Raw genomic sequence first — 19,712 nt, forward strand, 5'->3', positions numbered from 1 at the left:
TGCCCATGAAAGAGCGGAGATTCTAGCAACGGCGCAATGCGCAAGCGGCCCCGACAAATGCATCCGCCCGGGGCCGAATCCTGTTCAAACGACTCGACAGCCTCGGCACCACGGCCGCGCATCGCTCCGATGCGCATCCGCATGCAGCTCGGTGATTCGTCAAAAAGTGTGGCGATCGAACCCGATACGCGCCCCGATCGACGCAGGATCACCCGCGCTCTCCAACCCGAAACTGCGTCAACACCCGATCGACCTGCGCGGCAGACGCAACTCAGGCACACGCTCGTTGCACGCGACCAGCGCCCGCACCAACGCCCAGTCATCGTCGTCGCAGAAATCGAGCAGCATCGCGCCGCACGATCCGCGCACCTCACTCAACCGCTGCGCGAGCCGCGCCTGAATGCCCTGCACCCTGCCGTCGCCGCGCGCGACCACCGACGGATTCGCGCCCATCCCCGTGCCGCTGCAGAAATTGATCGCCCAGCGGCCGCTTTCCGGCGACGGCATGCCGCTCAGCAGCGCATCGATCACCCGCCACTTGTAGTGGATCGACCCGGCAACGGGCACACGGTATTCATCCTGGATCACGAACGCCGCATCCGGATGATCGATCGTGAACGTCGCGTTGTCGGGCCACGCGGTCAGGTCGATGCCGAGCGGCCGGCTGCTGCGGAACCGCCGCAACAGCAGCACCGCGCCACGCACGTCGCCGAGCGCCGGCAACGCGCCGCCCGCATGCCAGCGCAAGCGCGGATGCCGGGCGCAATGTGCGTCGAACGTCGCATCGAAACCGCGCGTGCACGCGTGCGCGGGCCACTCGTCCTTCACCGACATCACGATGCATTCGCGCGGATGCGCGGCGAGAAAGCGCGTGCAGCCGGCGAGCACGTCGTCGAACGTCATGCCGAGCGCGATCCCGCCATGATGGATGTCGAACGTATCGCCGCGATGCCGGCAGCGAATGTCGAGCAGCCGCACGCCGTGCGCGAGTTGCGCGTCGAGCGGCGCGCGCTGCGTGCGCACGAGCGGATCGTCGACCGTATACGCACAGGTGTCATGGCTGCCCGGTAGGGTCAGCGTATGCAGCGGCCGCGCGTCGTCGAGCGCCGACATCCAGTCGGCCAGCGGCGTGGGGGCTTCGTGTCGCGAAGGAATCATGAATCGATGACGGACAAGGAAAGAAAAACGTGGGTGACCGCGTCGGATGTCGCCGTGCGGGCCGGCGTGTCGCGCTCGGCGGTGTCGCGCGCGTTCTCGCCGACGGCCAGTATCGCGCCCGAAACGCGCGAACGCGTGATGGTCGCCGCGCGCGCGCTCGGCTACCAGGTCAACCTGATCGCGCGCGACATGATCACGCAGCGCAGCAGCATGATCGGCGTCGTGACGGCCGGGTTCGAGAATCCGTTTCGTGCGCGACTGCTGTCGGATCTGATGGCCGCGCTCGGGCAGCGCGCGTTCACGCCGCTCGTGACCAATGCGGATGATCCGCAGCAGGTCCGGCAATCGCTCGAACGGCTGCTCAGCTACCGGATCGCGGGCCTCGTGATGACGTCCGCATCGCCGCCGCTGTCGGTCGCGCAGCAGTATCTCGATCACCGGATTCCCGTCGTGATGATCAACCGCGAAGCGAACCTGCCGGGTGCCGACGTGGTCATCAGCGACAACGCGGCGGGCGCCGCCCATGCCGCGCAACGGTTCGTGCGGGCCGGCGCCCGCCGGCTCGCGTTCGTCGGGCCGCGCACCGCGAGCTACAGCGCGCGTGCGCGCGCGGATGCCTTCGAGCAGGTGCTGCAACGCGGCGACGCGTTCGATGCGGCGCTCGTGCGCGTGATCGACACGGACGCCGACACGCACGCATGCGGCCTCGACGCCGCGCGTCAATTGCTCGCGACGGGCGAGCGCCCGGACGGCGTGTTCTGCTCGTCCGACCTGCTCGCGCTTGGCATGATCGATGCCGCACGCGACGCCTTCGGCCTGCGCGTGCCCGACGACCTGCGCGTGATCGGCTTCGACGACATCCCGGCCGCCGACTACGACGCCTATCGGCTCACGACGCTGCGCCAGGATACGCAAGGCCTCGCGCACGCGGCCATCGACCTGCTCGCCGACCGCATCCACACCTTCGACGGCGCATCGCGCACGCGCGTCGTGCCGGTCACGCACGTGGTGCGGCATAGCTGCGCGTAACGCGCCGCGTCACTTCAACCCGCCCGCGAAACCGCGCAGCAGATAGCGCTGCACGTAGCCGGCCACGGCGAGGGTCGGCAGCGACGCCAGCAGCCCCGCGCTCATCAGGTCGCCCCAGTCGATGCCGTTCTCCGTCACGTAGCCGGCAATCGCGAGCGGCAGCGTGAAGCGGCTCGGCGTCGACACGAACAACAACGCGATCAGGAACTCGTTCCACGCGGCGATGAACACGAAGATCGCGGTCGCGATCAAGCCCGGCGCGCACAGCGGCAGCACGATCTGCACCAGCCGCCGCGCGAGCCCTGCCCCGTCGATGCAGGCGGCCTCCTCGTATTCGACCGGCACGTCGCGCACGAACGCGAGCAGCATCCAGATCGCCATCGGCAGCGCGTAGATCTGGTAAGCGAGCATCAGCCCGAGCGTCGAGTCGAGCAGATGCAGCCGCTTCGCGAGCGCGAACAGCGGCACGGCGATCGTGATCGGCGGCATCAGCTTCAACGCCAGCACGAGCATCAGGAACAGCAGATCCAGCCGCGCCGGAAACCGCAGCCGCACGAGCGCATACGCGGCCGGAAACGCGAGCGTCAGCGCGAGCAGCGTCGTGCCGAAGCCGACCAGCAGCGAATTGGCGAGCGGCGCGCCGATGCCGTTCGACCACACCGACGCGAAATGCTCGAGCGTCGGCGCGGCCGGCCAGATCCGCAACGGATGATCGAGGCGTTCGAGCGTCGGCATGAAGGCCGCGCCGGCCATCCACAGGCACGGCAGCAGCAACAGCGCGAGCGCGACGACGCGCAGCACCCACGGCGCCGCGCGACCGAATGCGGCACCCATGCGCGCGTGCGCGATGCCGGCGGAGCGCGCCGTCATGCGCGCCGCTTGCGAACCGTCTGCCATACGTACCCCGAAACCAGCAGCGCGGACGCCGCGAGCATCAGCACCGACGCAGCACTCGCCGGCCCGACGTTGAAGAAGCGGAAGCCCGTATCGTAGATGTAGGTCGACAGCGTCTGCGTCGCGTTGCCGGGGCCGCCGCCCGTCAGCGCATAGACCTTGTCGAACAGCTTGAACGTGTCGATCGAGCGCAGCAGCAACGCGAGGCCGATCTGCGGCGCCGCGAGCGGCAGCGTGATGTCGCGCAGGCACTGCCATTCGCTCGCGCCGTCGGTGCGCGCGGCTTCGTACAGTTCCTGCGGGATCGATTGCAGCCCGGCCAGCACGATCAGGAACGCCATCGGCGTCCACTGCCACACGTCGACGAGCGCGAGCGACCACAGCGCGAGATGCGGATCGGACAGCCAGCGCACGCCTTCGATGCCGAACGCGGCGAGCAGCGCGTTCAGGAAGCCGTCGAAGTTGAGCCAGTTGCGCCAGATTGCCGAACACACGAGCGTGGACAACATCATCGGCAGGATCGCGAGCGGCAATGCGATGCGGCGCCCCGGAAACGCGCGCACGAACAGCAGCGCGAGACCGAAGCCGAGCGCGACCTCGACGAGCGACGCCGCGATCGTGAAGCGCAGCGTGTTGCCGAAGCCCGCCACGAATGCGTCGTCGCCGAGCACCGCGCGATAGTTCGCGAACCCGGCAAACGCGCGGCGGCCGGCCGAGTAGTCGACCTGGCAGAACGAATCGATCAGCACCTGCGCGACCGGATACAGCGCGAGCGCGGCGAACACCAGCAGCGCGGGCCCGAGCAGCGCGACGAACGGCAGGCTGCGGCCGAGGGCTTTCATGCGCGGACTCCGGGCAATGCGTCGCGACGGGCCGTCACTTGCCGGCCGCGGCCATCGCCTGCGCGATCTTCTGCTGCGCCTGGCGCAGCGCGGCGTCGGGGGCGGCCTGCCCGGTCAGCGCGAGCTGCAGCTGGTCGCCGAGAATGCTCTCGACCTGCTGCCAGTCCTTCACGCGCGGCCGCGCACGGCCAGCCTCGAGCGCCTTCAGCTGATCGGGATACCAGCGGTACTGGCGCACCAGCGCCGGATCGGTGAACACGCTGCGGCGCGTCGGCGGAATGCCGATCCCGGCGAGGCGCGTTTGCGTGTCGCGCGAACTCAGGTAGGCCAGGAAGTCCTGCGCGAGCTTCGCGTGCGGCGCATCCTTCGGAATGCCCATCTGCCAGATGCCGAGCATCGGCGCCGGGCCGGCCGTCTGTCCGGGCGGCGGCTGCAGCGCGATCTGCCCGACCACGCGCGACTGCTTCGGATCGTCGAGCGCCGGAATCCACGCCGGCCAGACCTCGATCGACTGCGCGGCCGTGCCGCGCTGCAGCGCGTCGCGCACTTCGGCGGCGCCGTACACGTCGACGTCCTTCGGCGCGGCTGCCTTCAGCGCGAGAAAGGTTTTCAACGCGGCCTGCGACTCCCGCGAATCGATCGTCACGTTGCCGGCCCGGTCGAACACGTCGCCGCCGTAGGCCCACAGGATCGGCAGGAAGCCGGTCACGACCGGGTTGCCCTTGGTCCCGCGGAACACGACGCCCGACACGCTCTTGTCCGCGCCGCCAACGGTCTGCGCGATCTTCAGCACGTCGTCCCAGTTGCGCGGCGGCTGCAGCTTGTACTTCGCGAGCAGATCCTTCCGGTACGCGAACATCTCGACGTTGCCGACGATCGGCAGCGCGTACAGCGCGCCCGCCGTATTGCGGCCGAGCGCGACCGTGGACGGCACGAGATCGGCGTCGGCAAGCGCAGCCGGCAGCGGCTTCAGCCAGCCGTTGCCGATGAATTCGGGCGCCCACGTGTCATCCATCATGACGAGATCGTAGGTGCCCGTGCTTTCGCGCATCGACAGCTTCAGCTTCTGGTACAGGTTCGCGTTCGGCAGCTTGAGCAGCTCGATATCGGTGCCCGGATGCAGTCTGGTGAAGCCGGCGACGGCGTCGGCCAGCCCCTTGCCGTAGATGTCGTCGCGGCCCGCGATGACGAGATCCGCCGCGAAGGCGTGCGAGGCGGCAAGGGACAGCGCAACGGCGGCGGACAACGTGCGCAGGCGGCTCAGCAGGGTCATGTGGTCTCTCTCGATCGGCGTATGGAGCGGAACAGCCATGCGTTGCACACGTGTGCAACGCCGGCGACACGTCGGGTCGCCGGAAGCGAACGCCATTGTTCACGTCGATCGTTAAGAATTTGTGGCACGCAGCAAGCGCGCTCGCCCGCGCAGCCGAGCGCCCCGCCGTGCCGCCGCGCACGCGCCGTCAGAAGTTCACGCGAATGCCTGCCATCACCGCGAGCTGCCGGCTCGAGTTGCTGTTCGCGAGCACCGGAATCTGCGCGTAGTTCGCCGCGTTGCCGTTCGCGTCCGTGCCGAGCCCCGTGCCGCTCGCGATCTGGCCGATCGCGACCGCGTACAGCGCGGTGCGCTTCGACAGGCTGTAGTTCGTGCCGACGTTCACCTGATGGAAGCGCGTCGTGCCGCGGCCATCGGTATGCGCGGCGTTGAAGAGATACGCGACACCGCTCTGCAGCGCCGGCGTAAACAGGTACGTGACGTTCAGCTCGCCGATGTCGAACGTGAACGCCTGCGTGCGCGGCCGCGCATCGGTCGAGAAATAGCGGCTGTCGCCGAGGCGCGTGTGCGTGTAGGTCAGCGCGACGGTCGCCGCACCGAGCGTCACCGAGCCACCCGCACCGAACGCGCGCATCGAGCCGGCGTCCTGCAGCAGACAGTACATCGCGCCCGGGTTGCTGCACGCGAAGTCGCCGATATAGCCGCTCGCGCCGCCGAGCGCGGCGTCGAGCGGCTGGTGCAGGTCGAGATAGCCGACCGAGAATGCGACCGGCGCACGCGTATAGGTCGCGGCAACCGAATAGCCGCGCTTCGCGGCAAAGTCGCCGGCCTGCCCGCCGAAGCTGAACGTGCCGCCGAACGTCAGGCCGTTGAAGTCGGCGCTGGTGAACTTCACCGCGTTGTTGAAGTTGAACGCGGCGTTCAGGTTGTCGACGTCGCCGAGATGCGAGCCGTACGGCGTCGCCCAGTTGTTGCTCGATACGTACGCGCCGAGCATGTCCGTGTACGAGTCGTATTGCCGGCCGAGGCCGAGCGTGCCGAGCGAATCGTGGCGCAGGCCGACCCACGCCTGCCGGCTGAAGGCCGTGCCGCCCTGCAGCGCCTGCCCGTTCGCGGACAGGAACTGCTGCTCGAGCGAAAACACCGCGTCGAGCCCGCCGCCAAGCGGCTCGGCGCCCTGGAACCCGAAGCGGGACGGCACGAGATTGCCGCCGCCCATCTGCCACGCATGGCCGCCGCCCGTGCTGCCGTCGGCACGCGTGAACTGCTGGTTCGTCGAATAGATGATGCCGGTGTCCACCGTGCCGTACAACGTCACGCTGCCGGCGGTCTGTGCGTATGCGTGCATGCAACCCAGCGTGGCCGCGGCCGCGGCCAGTTGTCGTCCGATCTTCATGTCCCGCCCTCTGTTGTCACCGATTCGCAGTGCAAACCGATGAGGTTGTCGATATGGGTGGCAGGACTTTATCCGGCGAAAATTCGGGACCTCTATCCCAAATCAGCAAATGGTGAAGCGAACGGGCGCGGACGACGCGCGACGCGCAGACCTCATGACGGACGCAAGGTTTGCGACGGCAGCTCGCCGAACAGGTCGCGATATTCGCGCGCGAAATAGCCGAGATGCGTGAAGCCCCAGCTCGCGGCGGCCTCGCCGACGCCAAGTTGCTGCGCGGAGGTCGTGCGCAGCAGGCGCCGCACCGCGTTCAGCCGGATGGTGCGCAGATAGCCGACGGGCGTGACGTCGGCGACGCGCTGGAAGCTCGTCTGCAGCGTGCGGCGGCTGCAGCGCAGCGCGCGGCACAGTTCGAGCACGGTGACGGGCTCCTCGGGCCGGTCGCGCAGATGCTTCTCGCAACGGCTGACGATATCGCTGTAGGTCGCGTGCGTGATGTCGCGACGCTCGGCGCCGATCCCCTGGTCGAGCGCGTCGAGAAACATGCCGAGCATCGCGTCGCGGAACATCTTGCGGGTGGCCGCGTGTTCGAGGCAGCCGGGATTGCGCTGCGCGTCGTCGATCAGCGCCGACAGCCGCGCGCCGAGCGCGACGCCCTGCTCATCCGACAGCCGCGTGACGTGCCGCAGCTTGCGCGCGCCGGCCGCGCCGAATTCGGCTTCGCACAGCTCGTCGACCATGTCCGACGCGGCGCTGATCCCGACCAGCCCCATCCCTTCCGGTGTATGGAATTCGAAATCCTCGCCGGCGCGCAGCGCGAGCAACGCATAGCCGTCGATCGGCTGGCCCTGGAACGTGCCGGCGAGCGGCACCGACAGCGGCACCGCGAGCGACGTACGCCCGGCCGGCGCAAGGCCGGTTTGCGCGACACGCCGGTTGGTCGTCTCGCGGAAGAAATGGAAGTCGTCGTACAGCACCTGCGTGACGGTGCCCCTGAACCGGCCCGGCGTCATCTGGCGGTAGACCTGATGCCAACCCGCGATCGCGAGCCCGTGGTCATGCACGTCTTCGTGTGAGCGTGACTGGAACAGCATCGGCATCTCCGGTAAAACCCTGAATCCACATTGCGGCGGCACGGCATGCAACGTCGCAGCTTACCCCCGCCAAATTCCGCGCAGTGCAGTTTCGAATGCAAGACAGGCCGCCGACAGCGCGGCGGCCTGCTCGCCGGTCAGGCGGACATAGCGGCGAAACGACGGCATCCGGTTCACGACCTCGCTGCCGCCGAACGGCACGACCGCGAGCGTCCAGCCCCCGTCGCGGGCGGCGATCGTGCAATCGGTCAGGTGCAGCGGGCGCAGCGCGTCGGCGAGCGACGGCGCCGCGACGAGCGCGGCCACCGTCCGCACGAATCCGGGGTCGCATCCCGACGCGAGGTCCGCCGCGATGCCGGTGCGACGCAGCCAGCCGGTCTGCCGCACGCGTGCGCGGCCCTGCCCGGCCGGATCACTCGCGGTGACGGACAGCTGCACGCTGACCGTATGCATCAGGAACTGCCGGTCGACGCGTTCTTCGACGCTCATGCGCACGCCGTTCGGCAGCCGCGCGGCCGGATCGCCGGTCGTGTCATGCGCATCACGCACCGCCCCCAGGTCGGCCAGCACGCGCGCGGCGATCGCGCCGGGCCGGTGCCCCGGCGGCGGCGCATCGGGCGCCGCGCGCCACCGGGCGAGCGCGGCCCTCACGATGCGACGTGCTCGTTGCGCAGCACTTCCTCGACCGGCACCGGCTTGAACGGATGCCGGCGCTGCACGACGACCGTCCAGAACAGCGCGTACAGCGCGGTCAACCCGAGCATCGCGCCGAACGGCACGTAGATGTCGCGCGCGTTCATGCCGGGCGGCGTGATGTACCAGATCGCGAGCACGATGCCGACGCTCGACACGATCTGCGGCAGCGGGAACAGCGGCGAGCGGTATGGGCGCGGCAGGTCTGGCCGGCGGATACGCAGCATCACGACGGACGCGGTGACGAGCAGGTACGCGGTGCCCCATGCGCAGGTCGCGGCGAGCACGAGGTGCATGATGCTGTCGAGATTGCCGTGGATCAGCCACGCATGGCCGATCGGCACGGCCGCCGCCGCGACGATGCCGACCACCGGCGTCTTGAAGCGCGGATGCAGATACGCGAAACAGCGCGGCAGCGCGCCGTCGATCGCCATCCCGTACAGGATGCGCGGCAGCCCGGCCATCAGCGTGTTGATGGTCGCCGCGCCCGCGCACAGGAACGCGACGCCGAACCAGATGCGGCCGAAGGGCCCAAGCACCTGCAGCGCGAACGCGGGGATCGCGCCCGGCGTGTCGAGCAGGTGCGTGAGGCCGTCCGGGCTCACCGGCACGTTCGCGACCTGGCGGCGGATCGCCGCGCCGTACAGGAACATGCAGATCGCGACGCCGACGAGACCGAGCGCCATCGCGCGCGGAATCGTGCGGCCCGGCGCCTTCATTTCCGGCGCGAGCGGTGTGACGAACTCGCAGCCGACGAACATGAACATCGCCATCCCGACCAGCGACAGCACGGCCGGGATCGACGTGCCGACTTCCGAGCCGCCGAACCAGCCGTCGAGATGCACGGCCGGCGCGGCCGCGAGGCCGAGGATCCCGAAGATCATCAGCGACAGCCACATGCCGGCCGTCAGCACGATCTCGAGCTTGCTGAATACCTTGATGCCGATGATGTTGGTGATCGCGAACGTGACGACGAGCGCGACGCCGACGAGCCACGCGCTGTTGTGCTTCTCGAAGGCGGCGTTCAGCGACTCGAAGTTCACGAGCGCCATGATCCCGCTCAGGATCGTCTCCGCGGTGCCGGCGAACACATGCACGAGGAAATACGCGGAAATCGTGCCGGTGATCGCCCAGAAGCGGCCGAGCCCGCACGACAGGTAGTCGTAAACCGAGCCCGCCGTCGGCAGCATCGCGGCGGCTTCGGAGAAGGTGGTCGCCTGCGCCTGCATCATCACGAACGCGATGATCATCGCGACCGCGAACGCCCAGCCGCCCATCCCGAAACCCGACGTCGCGGTGAGGATCACCGGGCTCGCCATGATGAGGCCGACGGCGCTCGCCAGTGCGGTCGGAAAACCGACCGCGCCCGCCTTCAGCACCGTGCCGCCGCCCGCTTCAGCCGGCGCACCGGCGGGCGTATCGCCCGCGGCGCCGGTCACTCCAGACCATCCCGACATGCTTGTCTCCTTCCTTTATCGGCCGGTGCCGCCACTGCGGCGCCCGCTCCGGTTCCGTGCCTCGCGGTCGGCCCGGGTCGGCGCTTCGGCGCTTCGGCGCTTCGGTACCCGGGCCCCTGTCGATCCAATCCTGATTCGATGTCGAAAAAATACGCAGGCAAAATAATCCGGTCATAGCGCAAATCGGCAAACCGGCGACGAAGGCGGGTTATCCCGCCCTCCACCGCCGGTTCGTCGTCATGCGCTCATGCGCCCATGCGTTCATGCGTTCATGCGTTCATGCCTTCATGCCTTCATGCCTTCATGCCTTCATGCCTGAGGCCTTCACGCGAACCGCACGCCCTCGAAGCCCGCCGCGAGTGCGTCGACGATCCGGTCGAGCGGTTCGCGCTGGATCACGAGCGGCGGCGACAGGATGATCTTCGTGCCGACCGGACGCACCAGCACGCCGTGCTCGCGCGCGACTTCGGCGACCGCGTTCGCATAGCCGGACAGCGGGTCGATCGGCTCGCGGGTCTGCTTGTTCGCGACGAGATCGAGCGCGAGCATCAGGCCCTTGCCGCGCACCTCGCCGACTGCCGCGAAGCGTTCCGGGAACGATTGCAGCGCTTCGAGCAGATACGCGCCCTGCTTCGCCGCGTTCGCCGGCAGGTCTTCCTTCACGACGATGTCGAGGCTCGCGAGCGCCGCCGCACACGCGACCGGGTGCCCCGCGTACGTGTAGCCGTGCATGATCGCGCCACCGAAATCCGCGTTCGCGGCGAACGCGTCCTCGATGCGCGCGTTCACGGCCGTCGCGCCGAGCGGCACGTAGCCGGACGAGATCCCCTTCGCGAGACACATGATGTCCGGGCGCACGCCCCAGCCGCGGCTGCCGAACAGGCTGCCGCTGCGGCCGAAGCCGGTCACGACTTCGTCGGCGATCAGCAGCACGCCGTAGCGGTCGCACACTTCACGCACCAGCGGCCAGTAGTTGGCCGGCGGCACGATCACGCCGCCCGCGCCCTGCACCGGCTCGGCGATGAACGCAGCGACCGTGTCGGGGCTCTGGAACAGGATCTCGCGCTCCAGCATGTCCGCGCAGATCCGGCCGAGTTCCTCCGGATCGTGCGTAAACGGATTGCGATACAGCCACGGCGTCTCGACGTGGAAGCAGCCCGGCAGGTTCGGCTCGTAGTTGCGGCGGAACACCGTGTTGCCGTTCACCGACGCGCCGCCGAAGTGCGTGCCGTGATAGCCCTGCTTCAGCGAGATGAATTTCGTGCGGTCGGCCTGGCCGCGCACCTTCCAGTACTGGCGCGCGATCTTCAGCGCGGTCTCGATCGAGTCGGAGCCGCCCGAGCTGTACAGCACGCGGCGCATGCCTTCCGGCTCCATCATGTCGATCAGCTTCTTCGACAGCTCCTCCGCGCGCGGATGCGAGATGCCGTCGAACAGCTGGAAATATTCGAGCTCGTCGAGCTGGCGCACGATCGCGTCTTTCACTTCCTGGCGGTTGTGCCCGACGTTCACGTTCCACAGGCCCGCGACGCCGTCGACGAGCGGCTTGCCGGTTTCGTCGAACACGTAGCAGCCGTCGCCGCGCACGATGCGGATCGGCTCGCGCTGTTTCATTTCGTTCGGGTGCAGCATCGGGTGCCAGAACTTTGCTTCGTTGTAGCTCATTGCAGTCTCCACTTTCGGATCGTTTGAACCTCGATCGCGCGGCGTCGAGGTGGTCGGGGTATTCGAAATCCCTGGAACAGGCGCCGCGCGTCAGTGCGCGATGCAGACGGATTTGGTTTCGGTGAAGCCTTCGATCGCGTACTGGCCGAACTCGCGGCCGATGCCCGATTGCTTGTAGCCGCCGAACGGCATCGACGGATCGAGCGGAATGTGACAGTTCACCCACACGGTGCCGGCCTCGATCTGCGGCACGAGGTTCATCACGCGCTTCAGGTCGTTGCTCCAGATGCTCGCGGCAAGGCCATACGGCGACGCGTTCGCGAGCCGCACCGCGTCGGCCGCATCGTCGAACGGCACGACGACGATCACCGGGCCGAACACTTCGTCACGCACGATCGCGCTGTCCGGATGCGGATCGGCGATCACGGCCGGCTTCACGTAGTAGCCGGGCAGATCGTCGGCCGGCGTACCGCCCGCGAGGAACGTGAGGCCCGCGCGGCGCGCGCCTTCGATGTGCCGCATGACCTTGTCGCGATGCTGCGCGGACACCAGCGGGTTGATCTGCGCGGTCGTGTCGAGGCCCGCGCCGAGCTTCATCGACTGCGCGACGCCCGCGAGGCCGTCCGCGAGCTGCGCGAATTTGCTGCGATGCACGTAGAGGCGCGATGCGGCCGCGCACACCTGCCCCTGATTGAAAAACGCGCCGGCGGCGACCCCGTCGAGCACCTGCGCGACGTCGACGTCGTCGAGCATCACGATCGGGTTCTTGCCGCCGAGTTCGAGCGAGAAGCGCGTCATGTTCTGCACGGCCGCCGCGCCGACCAGCTTGCCGGTCGCGGTCGAGCCGGTGAACGAGATCTTCGCGATCGACGGGTGGCTCGACAGCGCGGCGCCACACACTCGGCCGCCGGTGACGACGTTGAACACGCCGGGCGGCACGCCGGCTTCGCGGGCCAGTTCGGCGAGGCGCAGCGCGGTGAGCGGCGTTTCCGGCGACGGCTTCAGCACGATCGTGCAGCCGGCCGCGAGTGCCGGAATCAGCTTCCACACCGCGATCATCAGCGGGAAATTCCACGGCACGATCGCCGCGACCACGCCGACCGGCTCCTTGCGCGTATAAGCCGTATAGCGCGCGCCGGGCGGGAACGGGATCGACACGTCGAGCGTCTGGCCGGTGATCTTGGTGGCCCAGCCGGCCATGTAGCGCACGTATTCGACGCTCGCGCCGACTTCGATCGCACGCGACACGTGGATCGACTTGCCCTGGTTCAGCGTTTCGAGCTGCGCGAGCGTTTCGGCGTCGGCTTCGATCAGGTCGGCGAGCTTCAGCAGGATGCGCTCGCGGTCGGCCGGGCGCAGGCCGCTCCAGACGCGGGCGTCGAACGCGTGTTTCGCGCTGGCGACCGCGCGATCGACGTCGTGCGCGTCGGCATCCGCGACCGTCGCGAGGCGCTCGCCGGTCGCCGGGTCGTGCACGTCGAGCCGCGCGGCCGCGTGTGCGGGCTGCATTTCACCTTCGATGAAAAGGCCGAAGTCGCGTGCGACGAAGGTGCGCACGGTGTCGCTGACGGCGACGAAGTTCGTGGTGCTCATGGGCGTCTCGATAGGTGTCGTGGCTGGCCGCGTGCGCTTCGGCATGCGGTTTCGGACCACTGTATCGACGGCGGAACGCGCCCGGTGAGCGCAAATTGGCAGCGCGTGGGGCATCGAAATGCGGGTGACGCGGACGCGTGGCGCGGCGACGTGCGAACGCCGCGTTATCGTCGGACGAATGATTCGGCGTGATGGCGGGTACGGAAAGAACTACAGAAACAACGCGCCGACCAGCTCGGTGCGGTTCGATACGCCGAGCTTGCGGTACATGCGCATCAGATGCGTCTTGATGGTCGGCTGGCCGAGCGCGAGATCGCGGGCAATCTCCTTGTTCGAGCGGCCGTCGCGGACGAGGCGTGCGATCTGTTCCTCGCGGTAGGTGAGCCGTTCCTCGCAGCCGATCCGGTGAATCCCGCGCCGCGCGCGCAGCAGCGGGGCCAGCGCCGCTTCGGCGACCGGCTGCAGCCGCGCCAGCGCATCGATCTCGCCCGGCGCGAACCGGCCCGCCGTGCGGTTGCCGTCCACGTCGCCGTTGCCGAAGCGCAGCAGCGAAAACGCACCGACCGTGCGGCCCGTGTCGTCGCGCAGCCAGATCTCGACGACGTCGGCGACCTCATGCCGCCGCAGGAAACGGGTCCAGTATGCGGACGCAGCGCGTCTTTCGTCGGGCAATTGGGACGCGAGCGTCACGACCGTGCGCTCGCCGGCCGCGCAGCGCGACGGATGCAGCGGATCCAGCATCCGGTAGCGCGCGATGTAGGCGCGATGCATCGACTCCGGCATCCCGAACAGCTCGAAATCGGCCGGCTCGCCACTCAGGTCGAGCCGGTAGAAGACGATCGCGGACGGGCTCGCGAATGCGTCGAACGCGTCCACGCACGCGCGCAGCGCGCGCTGCCAGTCGGCGGCTACGTGGCCTGCGGGAACGGATGAGGTCGGCATGGTGGGAGCGGCCGGCGGCCGAACGCGTCGAAGTTCGGGCCAGCCTACCGGCGCCGAAACGGGCCGGTGAGCACGAATCGGCAAATCGTCTGCGTGCGGTGGGCGGTGGGCGCGCCGGTCGTGTCGCGACAGCAGGATCTGCGTCGCGCAATCATGCGCCGTGAGTCGTGCCGTCGGCGCTGGACGTCGAAGGTGGCGCGAGACATCGCGCGCCGCCGGTCGAGCGCGATCGGAACCATCGGTGAAGCGTTCGGGGCGGCCGCGTGTGCGGCCTCGACATCGACGCGCAGCAGCGTGTGCGCCCGGCCTTGTCAGTCAGTGTCAGTGCGCATTCGCGGCGAACGTGTCGCAGGCGCTCACGTCACCCGACTCCATCCCGCGCCGCAGCCAGTACACGCGCTGCTCGCTGGTGCCGTGCGTGAAGCTCTCCGGCACGACATAGCCCTGGCCTTGCTGCTGCAGCCGATCGTCGCCGATCGCGGCCGCCGCCTTCAATCCCTGCTCGAAATCGCCGGGTTCCATCAGACGCTGGTTCGCGCGCTGCGCGTTGTTCGCCCACACGCCGGCGAAGCAGTCGGCCTGCAGCTCCATCCGCACCGACAGTGCATTCGAGCGCGCCTCGCTCGAACGGCGACGCGCGGCGTCGACCTTGTCGGAAATGCCGAGCAGGTTCTGCACGTGATGGCCGACTTCGTGCGCGATCACGTAGGCCTGCGCGAAATCGCCGCCCGCGCCGAAGCGCTTGCGCAGCTCGTCGTAGAAACCGAGATCGATATAGACCTTGCGGTCGGCCGGACAATAGAACGGCCCCATCGCGGTCTGGCCGGTGCCGCATGCGGTCGGCGTCGAGTTCGTGAACATCACGAGCTTCGGCGGCTCGTACTGCGCGTGCAACTGGGTGTTGAAGACCCCCGTCCAGGTGCGCTCGATATTGCCCAGCACCTTGCGCGTGAACACCGCGCCCGGGTCGTTCGCGGGCGCGCCCTGGCGCTGCGTCGGCGCGGGCTGCGCCTGCTGCTGCCGGCCCTGTAGCGCCGACGCGCCTTCGAGCACGACGCGCGGGTCGATCCCGAAGAAATACGATGCGGCCAGCGCGACCACGATCGTGCCGATGCCGATCGTCGCGCGTCCGCCGCCAAACCCGCCGCCGCCACGTCGATCCTCGACGTTCGCGCTTTCACTTTCGTCGTCCAGCCTCATTGCCGGCCCCTCCCTGTTCTTGTCGATGGTCCGGCCGCGCGGTGCGCCACCGGGCGATCAGCCGCGGCGACACGATCCGTCGGCTGACTGCATGCATCCGTATCGGGCGGATGCTCAGCCCGGTCTTGCCGCCTGCCCGCTCCGCTTGCACGACGGAATCGGTCGGCCGACGCGCCGCGCACCGGTGCGCGGGCTCGCCCGCGCTATTTTGCCGGGCTTTCACGACGTATCGCAAAAATACGGAGGATAGAGCGATTCGGCATCGAACATCGTCAGCCTTTGCAAAATGGGCACGCATGTCGCGGTCGGGTGCGGGTGCCGAATGCCAATGGCGATGCCAGTGCCAATGCCGAATCTCGTGTGCCGTGTGCCGCCGTCGACCGTCCGGCCAGTTCGCGTTCATCCTTTCGGCGGATACCGGCGCTCGCCCGCGCTGCCTAAAGTGACCGGAAACGCCACCCGTCCGGAGAACAGCATGAAGCACCTGCCACCTCGTACGATCGCGATCACCGGCGCCGGCACCGGCATCGGTGCCGCCTGCGCGCGGCGCTTCGCCGCCCGCGGCGACCGGGTCGTGCTGCTCGGGCGGCGTCGGGCGCCGCTCGATGCACTCGCCGCCGAAACGGGCGGCCTCGCGCTCGCCGGCGACGCCGCGAGCACGGCCGACTGGGCCCGCTTCCTGCCGGAGATCGCCGAGCGGCTCGGCCCCGTCGACGTGCTCGTCGCATGCGCGGGCGGCCACGGGCTCGGCCGCGCGGACGAAACCGACGACGCCCAGTGGCGCGCGGCGATGCACGCGAACCTCGACACCGCGTTCGTCAGCGCGCGCGCGTGCCTCCCGGACCTGATCGCGCAGCGCGGCAGCATCGTGCTGGTCGCGTCGATCGCCGCGCTCGCGGCCGGCCCCGGCGTATGCGGCTACACGGTCGGCAAGCACGCGTTGCTGGGGCTCGCGCGTTCGCTCGCGCGTGACTACGGGCCGTACGGCGTGCGCGCGAACGCGGTATGTCCGGGCTGGGTCCGCACGCCGATGGCCGATGCGGAAATGGAACCGTTGATGCATGCCCATGGCGACACGCTCGACGGTGCGTATGCGCGCGTGAGCGCCGACGTGCCGTTGCGTCGCGCAGCCGATCCGGACGAAATCGCGGCGGTGTGTGCATTCCTTGCTTCGCCCGACGCGTCGTTCGTGACGGGCGCGACGCTCGTCGCCGACGGCGGCGCAATGGTCGTCGACGTGCCGACGCTCGCGTTCGACAAACTGTGACGAAGGGTGCGGCGCCTCGCGACGCGTCCCGTTGAAGGCAGCCGCGCAGCGCTCCTCGCGCGTCTTCCGGCGCCCCGCCCGCCCAGGTCGTTTGCCAACCCGAAACCGGCTAACATCGACCGATCCGCCGCCGCGCGCGGCGCCGCCTCACCGCTCGGAATTCGATGAACTGACCGACGCTCGGGTCCGATCATACTGTTCGGCGGCACCGTCGCAGTGCATGGCGCGATCGCGGCGATGGAAGGCGGCGACGCGTTCGAGATGGCGCAGCACGATCCGGTGCTCGGGCGCAGCCTGCGGCACCGGTATGCGGTCGGGGCATTGCCGATCGTCGCGTGATGGCCCGCGGCGGGTGTGCTGGCAACGCAATAAAACGCATGAACCGCGTACCGGCCCGCTAACCGCCCTCGCCGCTCGCTGTCATCGCAAGCACCCCAGCCCCGCCAGCGACGCCTCCACCGCCGTGTCGAGCGGCGTCACCGGCTCGCGGCCGAGCACCGCCGTCAACCGCGCGTTGTCCATCCGGAGCGGCTCGCGCCACAGATACCGCATCTCGAGCATCTCGCGCATCGTCGTGACGAACGGCGCGGCGACCCACACGAACCACCACGGGAACCGCCGCACCGTCGGCCGCATCCCGTGCCGTTGCGCAACGCGACGCACGGCCTGCGCCATCTGCGTGCCGTCCGCATCCCAGTAACCGCCGAGATGGAAGCGTGCGAACGGCTCCAGCGTGTCGCGTCGCTCGACCAGTTCGACCATCGTGCGCGCGACGTCCGGCAGATACGCCCACTGATGGCCGACGCCCGGCATGCCCGGCACGCTGATGGCGGCAACGGGCCGACCGGCCTTGACGATGCCCTGCCCGAACCAGTTGTTGCCCGCGTGCGCGCCGAAGAAATCGCCGGCGCGCACGATGATCGTCCGCACGCCCTGGGCGGTCGCCGCCTGCAACCGCCGTTCCATCTCGACGCGGATCGCGCCCTTGCGCGTCGTCGGATGCTGCGGCGCCTCTTCGCGCAACACCGGAAACGCGTCGGGACCGAAGTTGTAGACCGTCCCCGGCAGCACGACGGTCGCCTGCGCCACCGCCGCCGCCGCGATCGTGTTGTCGAGCATCGGCAGCACCTGTTCGCCCCAGTTCCGGTAGCCCGGCGGATTCACCGCATGCACGATCACGCTGCAGCCGCGCGCCGCGCGGACCACCGCTTCGCGGTCCAGCGCGTCGCCGCGCATCCATGCGATGCCGTCGCGCTCGACCGTTTCGGCATCGAGCCCGCGCTTGAGCGCACGCACCTGCCAGCCGGCATCGCGCAGCTGACGCGCAATCTCGCCGCCGATGCCGCCGCTCGCGCCGAGCACCAGTGCCTGTCGTTGCGTCCCGCCTGCATTCGTCGTCATTGCCGTTCTCCGTGAATGAACCGTCGTTGAACGCATTCTGGCGCGCCGGCGGCTAACAAGAAATTGCCCAACCCAACATATCGGCTATACATTTATGTATGGCCATCGATCTGAACTGGGAACGCTACCGCACCTTCCTCGCCGTGCTGACGGAAGGCTCGCTGTCGGGCGCGGCGCGCGCGCTCGGCATCACGCAGCCGACGGCCGGCCGCCACGTCGCCGCGCTCGAAGCCGCGTTCGGCCAGACGCTGTTCACGCGCTCGCCGTCGGGGCTGCTGCCGACCGAAGCGGCGCTCGCGCTGCGCGGCCATGCGGAAGCGCTGCGCAGCGCGGCGGCCGCGTTCGAACGTGCGGCCGCGAGCCACGGCGCGGGCGTGCGCGGCACCGTGCGGATCTCGGCCAGCGACGTGATCGCGGTCGAGGTATTGCCGCCGATGCTCGTGCAATTGCGGCGCGACCATCCGGGGCTCGTGATCGAACTGGTGCCGACCGACCGCATCCAGGACGTGCTGAACCGCGAGGCGGACCTCGCGGTGCGGATGGCGCCGCCCGCGCAGGACGCGCTCGTCGCGCGGCGCGTCGGCGCAATCGACGTCGGCCTGCATGCGCGCGACGACTACCTGGCGCGCAACGGTGCACCGTCGACGATCGACGAACTCGCGCATCACGCGCTGATCGGTTTCGATACGGAGACGCCGTTCATCCGCTCGGCCGGGCGCGCGATGCCGTTGTGGCGACGCGATGCGTTCGCGCTGCGCACCGACAGCAATCTCGCGCATCTGGCGATGATTCGCGCGGGCTACGGGATCGGCTTCTGCCAGAGCCGGCTCGCGCAACGCGATGCACGGCTCGTGCGCGTGCTGCCGGACGGCCCCGCGATGCAACTGGAAACCTGGGTGGTCATGCACGAGGATCTGCGCACGAGCCCACGTTGCCGGGCCGTATTCGATGCGCTGGCGAACGGGTTGCGCGCTTATGCCGAAGGGACGGCCGACTAGGGCGTGTTCACACTATCGGTTTGAGGTTATGCTTCGGAGATGGAAATCTCCGAAGCCCAATTCAAACAGATCGAACATTGCCTGCCGCGCCAACGAGGCAATGTAAGTCTGTCGAACCTGCAAGTGCTCAATGCAATCCTTTACGTAGCCGAGCATGGCTGCAAGTGGCGCGGCCTGCCTTCGCGCTTCGGCCGTTGGCACACGATCTACACGCGCATGAACCGCTGGTCCCGCAGCGGTGTGCTGGACCGGGTGTTCACGGAGTTGCAGCGCGCGCAGATTATCCGTGTCCGGATCGAAGCGGTATCGCTGGATAGCACAATCGTCAAAGTTCATCCTGACGGGACCGGCGCATTAAAAAAAACGGTCCACAAGCCATCGGCAAATCTCGCGGAGGATGGACAACCAAGATTCATATGGTTGCCGCGGATGCTCGAACAGCCGTAACGTTTGCTCTGTCGCCCGGCCAAGCTGGCGATGCTCCGCAGGGGCGCGCACTTCTCGAAAGTCTGGGGCCGCCGAACCGGCCGCTGTACCTCCTGATGGACAAAGCGTACGAGGGCAACGAAACCCGGCAACTCGCGCTCGACCTTGGCTTCATTCCCGTCGTACCGCCGTTGCGGACACGCGTTGAGCCTTGGGAGTACGACCGCGAAATGTACAAGCGTCGCAACGAAGTCGAACGACTGTTCCGCCGCTTGAAGGGCTTTCGGCGCATCTTCTCGCGCTTTGACAAGCTCGATGTGATGTTCATTGCCTTTATCAACTTCGCCTTGATCATTGAAGGCTTGCGATAGTGTGAACACGCCCTAG

General features: G+C 68.5%; 17 protein-coding genes and 1 pseudogene. 5 read left to right on the forward strand and 13 right to left on the reverse strand.

Features of this window, described 5'->3' with window-relative positions; all coding sequences use genetic code 11:
- Positions 1-237: 237 nt before the first annotated feature.
- Positions 238-1,158, reverse strand: a complete 921-nt coding sequence (locus tag ACTJKF_RS30265) for a phosphatidylinositol-specific phospholipase C (RefSeq protein WP_440628699.1) — start codon at positions 1,156-1,158, stop codon at positions 238-240.
- Between the two features lie 6 nt (positions 1,159-1,164).
- Here ACTJKF_RS30265 and ACTJKF_RS30270 point away from each other — a divergent pair, with 6 nt between their 5' ends.
- Positions 1,165-2,187: a LacI family DNA-binding transcriptional regulator gene (locus tag ACTJKF_RS30270; RefSeq protein WP_440628701.1), complete on the forward strand. Its 1,023-nt coding sequence runs from the start codon at positions 1,165-1,167 to the stop codon at positions 2,185-2,187.
- A 9-nt stretch (positions 2,188-2,196) separates the two neighbouring features.
- On the opposite strand, the gene ACTJKF_RS30275 is transcribed toward ACTJKF_RS30270, so the two are convergent.
- The 11 genes from ACTJKF_RS30275 to ypfJ all read right to left on the reverse strand — a co-directional run bounded on the left by ACTJKF_RS30275 (position 2,197) and on the right by ypfJ (position 15,233).
- Positions 2,197-3,057: a carbohydrate ABC transporter permease gene (locus ACTJKF_RS30275; protein WP_440628703.1), complete on the reverse strand. Its 861-nt coding sequence runs from the start codon at positions 3,055-3,057 to the stop codon at positions 2,197-2,199.
- A complete protein-coding gene (locus ACTJKF_RS30280; protein WP_440628704.1) occupies positions 3,054-3,923 on the reverse strand; it encodes a carbohydrate ABC transporter permease in 870 nt (289 codons plus the stop codon). The genes ACTJKF_RS30275 and ACTJKF_RS30280 overlap by 4 nt, the downstream gene beginning before the upstream one ends.
- 34 nt (positions 3,924-3,957) lie before the next feature.
- On the reverse strand, positions 3,958-5,196 hold the full coding sequence (locus ACTJKF_RS30285; RefSeq protein ID WP_440628706.1) for an ABC transporter substrate-binding protein: 1,239 nt from the start codon (positions 5,194-5,196) through the stop codon (positions 3,958-3,960).
- A 187-nt stretch (positions 5,197-5,383) separates the two neighbouring features.
- Positions 5,384-6,592: a porin gene (locus ACTJKF_RS30290; RefSeq protein ID WP_440628707.1), complete on the reverse strand. Its 1,209-nt coding sequence runs from the start codon at positions 6,590-6,592 to the stop codon at positions 5,384-5,386.
- A gap of 152 nt (positions 6,593-6,744) precedes the next feature.
- A complete protein-coding gene (locus tag ACTJKF_RS30295; protein WP_440628709.1) occupies positions 6,745-7,683 on the reverse strand; it encodes a helix-turn-helix domain-containing protein in 939 nt (312 codons plus the stop codon).
- A gap of 60 nt (positions 7,684-7,743) precedes the next feature.
- Positions 7,744-8,334: a DUF3156 family protein gene (locus tag ACTJKF_RS30300; RefSeq protein WP_440628710.1), complete on the reverse strand. Its 591-nt coding sequence runs from the start codon at positions 8,332-8,334 to the stop codon at positions 7,744-7,746.
- Positions 8,331-9,833, reverse strand: coding sequence for an APC family permease (locus ACTJKF_RS30305; RefSeq protein WP_440628712.1), 1,503 nt, complete (start codon positions 9,831-9,833; stop codon positions 8,331-8,333). The genes ACTJKF_RS30300 and ACTJKF_RS30305 overlap by 4 nt, the downstream gene beginning before the upstream one ends.
- Before the next feature lie 324 nt (positions 9,834-10,157).
- Positions 10,158-11,498, reverse strand: a complete 1,341-nt coding sequence (locus ACTJKF_RS30310; protein WP_440628714.1) for an aspartate aminotransferase family protein — start codon at positions 11,496-11,498, stop codon at positions 10,158-10,160.
- 90 nt (positions 11,499-11,588) lie between these two features.
- Complete coding sequence (locus tag ACTJKF_RS30315) at positions 11,589-13,091, reverse strand: aldehyde dehydrogenase family protein (RefSeq protein ID WP_440628715.1); 1,503 nt, start codon at positions 13,089-13,091, stop codon at positions 11,589-11,591.
- Positions 13,092-13,301: 210 nt separating this feature from the next.
- Complete coding sequence (locus ACTJKF_RS30320; protein WP_440628717.1) at positions 13,302-14,033, reverse strand: response regulator transcription factor; 732 nt, start codon at positions 14,031-14,033, stop codon at positions 13,302-13,304.
- A 321-nt stretch (positions 14,034-14,354) separates the two neighbouring features.
- Positions 14,355-15,233, reverse strand: coding sequence for a KPN_02809 family neutral zinc metallopeptidase (ypfJ, locus tag ACTJKF_RS30325; RefSeq protein WP_440628719.1), 879 nt, complete (start codon positions 15,231-15,233; stop codon positions 14,355-14,357).
- Positions 15,234-15,708: 475 nt separating this feature from the next.
- Here ypfJ and ACTJKF_RS30330 point away from each other — a divergent pair, with 475 nt between their 5' ends.
- Complete coding sequence (locus ACTJKF_RS30330) at positions 15,709-16,500, forward strand: SDR family NAD(P)-dependent oxidoreductase (protein WP_440628721.1); 792 nt, start codon at positions 15,709-15,711, stop codon at positions 16,498-16,500.
- A gap of 171 nt (positions 16,501-16,671) precedes the next feature.
- Positions 16,672-16,839 (forward strand): annotated as a pseudogene (locus ACTJKF_RS30335) (DUF2848 domain-containing protein); the annotation flags it as partial.
- Positions 16,840-16,920: 81 nt separating this feature from the next.
- Here ACTJKF_RS30335 and ACTJKF_RS30340 read toward each other — a convergent pair.
- Positions 16,921-17,901, reverse strand: a complete 981-nt coding sequence (locus ACTJKF_RS30340) for an NAD-dependent epimerase/dehydratase family protein (protein ID WP_440628723.1) — start codon at positions 17,899-17,901, stop codon at positions 16,921-16,923.
- A gap of 98 nt (positions 17,902-17,999) precedes the next feature.
- Here ACTJKF_RS30340 and ACTJKF_RS30345 point away from each other — a divergent pair, with 98 nt between their 5' ends.
- Together ACTJKF_RS30345 and ACTJKF_RS30350 are read left to right on the forward strand one after the other, a co-directional pair.
- Entirely contained in the window at positions 18,000-18,899 is a 900-nt protein-coding gene (locus ACTJKF_RS30345) for a LysR family transcriptional regulator (RefSeq protein WP_440628725.1), read from the forward strand.
- A 39-nt stretch (positions 18,900-18,938) separates the two neighbouring features.
- Positions 18,939-19,696 (forward strand): IS5 family transposase gene (locus tag ACTJKF_RS30350; protein ID WP_440628511.1). Its coding sequence is split into 2 segments (ribosomal slippage): positions 18,939-19,254 and positions 19,254-19,696, totalling 759 coding nucleotides; the frame shifts between segments, so codons are not numbered across the junction.
- Positions 19,697-19,712 lie beyond the last annotated feature (16 nt).

Origin of the sequence: Burkholderia sp. 22313 (genome assembly GCF_052045245.1) — a bacterium.
GTDB lineage: Bacteria > Pseudomonadota > Gammaproteobacteria > Burkholderiales > Burkholderiaceae > Burkholderia.

What these genes read in the sequence shown, in the direction of transcription:
- ACTJKF_RS30265 (WP_440628699.1), bottom strand. Translation starts at nt 1,158, where the DNA reads ATGATTCCTTCGCGACACGAAGCCCCCACGCCGCTGGCCGACTGGATG.
- ACTJKF_RS30270 (WP_440628701.1), top strand. Translation starts at nt 1,165, where the DNA reads ATGACGGACAAGGAAAGAAAAACGTGGGTGACCGCGTCGGATGTCGCC.
- ACTJKF_RS30275 (WP_440628703.1), bottom strand. Translation starts at nt 3,057, where the DNA reads ATGACGGCGCGCTCCGCCGGCATCGCGCACGCGCGCATGGGTGCCGCA.
- ACTJKF_RS30280 (WP_440628704.1), bottom strand. Translation starts at nt 3,923, where the DNA reads ATGAAAGCCCTCGGCCGCAGCCTGCCGTTCGTCGCGCTGCTCGGGCCC.
- ACTJKF_RS30285 (WP_440628706.1), bottom strand. Translation starts at nt 5,196, where the DNA reads ATGACCCTGCTGAGCCGCCTGCGCACGTTGTCCGCCGCCGTTGCGCTG.
- ACTJKF_RS30290 (WP_440628707.1), bottom strand. Translation starts at nt 6,592, where the DNA reads ATGAAGATCGGACGACAACTGGCCGCGGCCGCGGCCACGCTGGGTTGC.
- ACTJKF_RS30295 (WP_440628709.1), bottom strand. Translation starts at nt 7,683, where the DNA reads ATGCTGTTCCAGTCACGCTCACACGAAGACGTGCATGACCACGGGCTC.
- ACTJKF_RS30305 (WP_440628712.1), bottom strand. Translation starts at nt 9,833, where the DNA reads ATGTCGGGATGGTCTGGAGTGACCGGCGCCGCGGGCGATACGCCCGCC.
- ACTJKF_RS30310 (WP_440628714.1), bottom strand. Translation starts at nt 11,498, where the DNA reads ATGAGCTACAACGAAGCAAAGTTCTGGCACCCGATGCTGCACCCGAAC.
- ACTJKF_RS30315 (WP_440628715.1), bottom strand. Translation starts at nt 13,091, where the DNA reads ATGAGCACCACGAACTTCGTCGCCGTCAGCGACACCGTGCGCACCTTC.
- ACTJKF_RS30320 (WP_440628717.1), bottom strand. Translation starts at nt 14,033, where the DNA reads ATGCCGACCTCATCCGTTCCCGCAGGCCACGTAGCCGCCGACTGGCAG.
- ypfJ (WP_440628719.1), bottom strand. Translation starts at nt 15,233, where the DNA reads ATGAGGCTGGACGACGAAAGTGAAAGCGCGAACGTCGAGGATCGACGT.
- ACTJKF_RS30330 (WP_440628721.1), top strand. Translation starts at nt 15,709, where the DNA reads ATGAAGCACCTGCCACCTCGTACGATCGCGATCACCGGCGCCGGCACC.
- ACTJKF_RS30340 (WP_440628723.1), bottom strand. Translation starts at nt 17,901, where the DNA reads ATGACGACGAATGCAGGCGGGACGCAACGACAGGCACTGGTGCTCGGC.
- ACTJKF_RS30345 (WP_440628725.1), top strand. Translation starts at nt 18,000, where the DNA reads ATGGCCATCGATCTGAACTGGGAACGCTACCGCACCTTCCTCGCCGTG.